This is a genomic window from Candidatus Magnetaquicoccus inordinatus (assembly GCF_004217665.1).
Lineage (GTDB): Bacteria > Pseudomonadota > Magnetococcia > Magnetococcales > Magnetaquicoccaceae > Magnetaquicoccus > Magnetaquicoccus inordinatus.
On the sequence record NZ_RXIU01000493.1, the window covers coordinates 1 to 1,172 of the forward strand.

General features: G+C 55.5%; 2 protein-coding genes. Both read right to left on the bottom strand.

All coding sequences use genetic code 11. The features are described 5' to 3' along the window. Positions 1 to 194: phosphoribosyl-AMP cyclohydrolase (locus tag EJP87_RS16780; RefSeq protein ID WP_320412250.1), on the bottom strand; the 194-nt coding region annotated here is incomplete at its 3' end. Between the two features lie 37 nt (positions 195 to 231). After that, on the bottom strand, positions 232 to 1,008 hold the full coding sequence (gene hisF / locus EJP87_RS16785; protein ID WP_130472972.1) for an imidazole glycerol phosphate synthase subunit HisF: 777 nt from the start codon (positions 1,006 to 1,008) through the stop codon (positions 232 to 234). Between the last annotated feature and the right edge of the window lie 164 nt (positions 1,009 to 1,172).

The window sequence follows — 1,172 nt, forward strand, 5'->3', positions numbered from 1 at the left end:
TCACCTTTTTGCCAGAAGGCTTGCCGACTGCGCGACCAATAGCAGGCAACACCACTCTGCAGAGTCTGTTGCAGGGAGGCGCGATTCATCCAGGCCATCATCAATACCTCCCCGCTGTCATATTGCTGGGCTATGGCGGGTATCAAACCATCGGCTGTATATTTCAAACTTTCCAGGTCGGGCAGATTGTCCATCGTACTCTCTTGCAGGGGTTGAGGAGCAAATAACGGGTTATAAACGCACGTTGATACCACGGCTGCGCAGATAGGCTTTGGCTTCCGGGATCGAGTGCTGGCGAAAATGAAAGATTGAGGCGGCCAGGACGGCATCGGCTCCTCCCTGGTGCAGGCCGTCGGCAAGGTGAGAGAGAGTGCCTACTCCACCAGAGGCGATGACCGGAATGGTTACCGCATCGGCAATGGCGCGGGTCAAGAGCAGATCATAACCCTGTTTGGTGCCATCACGATCCATGGAGGTGAGCAGGATCTCCCCGGCACCATAGTTTTGCATCCGTTCTGCCCACTCTATGGCATCCAGACCGGTAGGGTTGCGGCCACCATGGGTAAAGATCTCCCAACGGATGGGCTCGCCCTCTGGATTGCGTTGTACACACTTGGCATCGATGGCTACCACGATACACTGGGCACCAAATTGGTTGGAGGCTTCCTGGACAAATTCCGGGCGGAAGACGGCAGCGGTATTGATGCCTACCTTGTCGGCGCCAGCGTTGAGCAGACGGCGAATGTCGGCGTTGTTGCGAATGCCGCCACCCACGGTCAGGGGGATAAAAACCTGTTCGGCGGTGCGACTGACCACTTCGAGGATGGTGTCCCGATTTTCGTGTGAGGCGGTAATATCCAGGAAGGTCAACTCATCGGCACCCTCTTCGTCATAGCGCCGCGCGGCCTCCACCGGATCTCCGGCATCCACCAAACCTTCAAATTGTACACCCTTGACCACCCGTCCGGCGCGTACATCCAGACAGGGTATAATTCTTTTTGCCATCATAGCGGTCCGGCCTCTGCAAAATGGAGAAAGCAAACCGCTATTTAAGCACTGCCGCGTTTTTTGTGCAACGGCATAGCGCGCAAAAAACAGGGCAATCGCATTTGAAAACCAGAAAATTATTATGGAGGTCCAGGAGGAGATTATCTCCTCCTGGTGGGTGCAGG

Excerpts from the sequence above, each read along its gene's own strand:
- hisF (WP_130472972.1), bottom strand. The coding sequence starts at position 1,008 with ATGATGGCAAAAAGAATTATACCCTGTCTGGATGTACGCGCCGGACGG.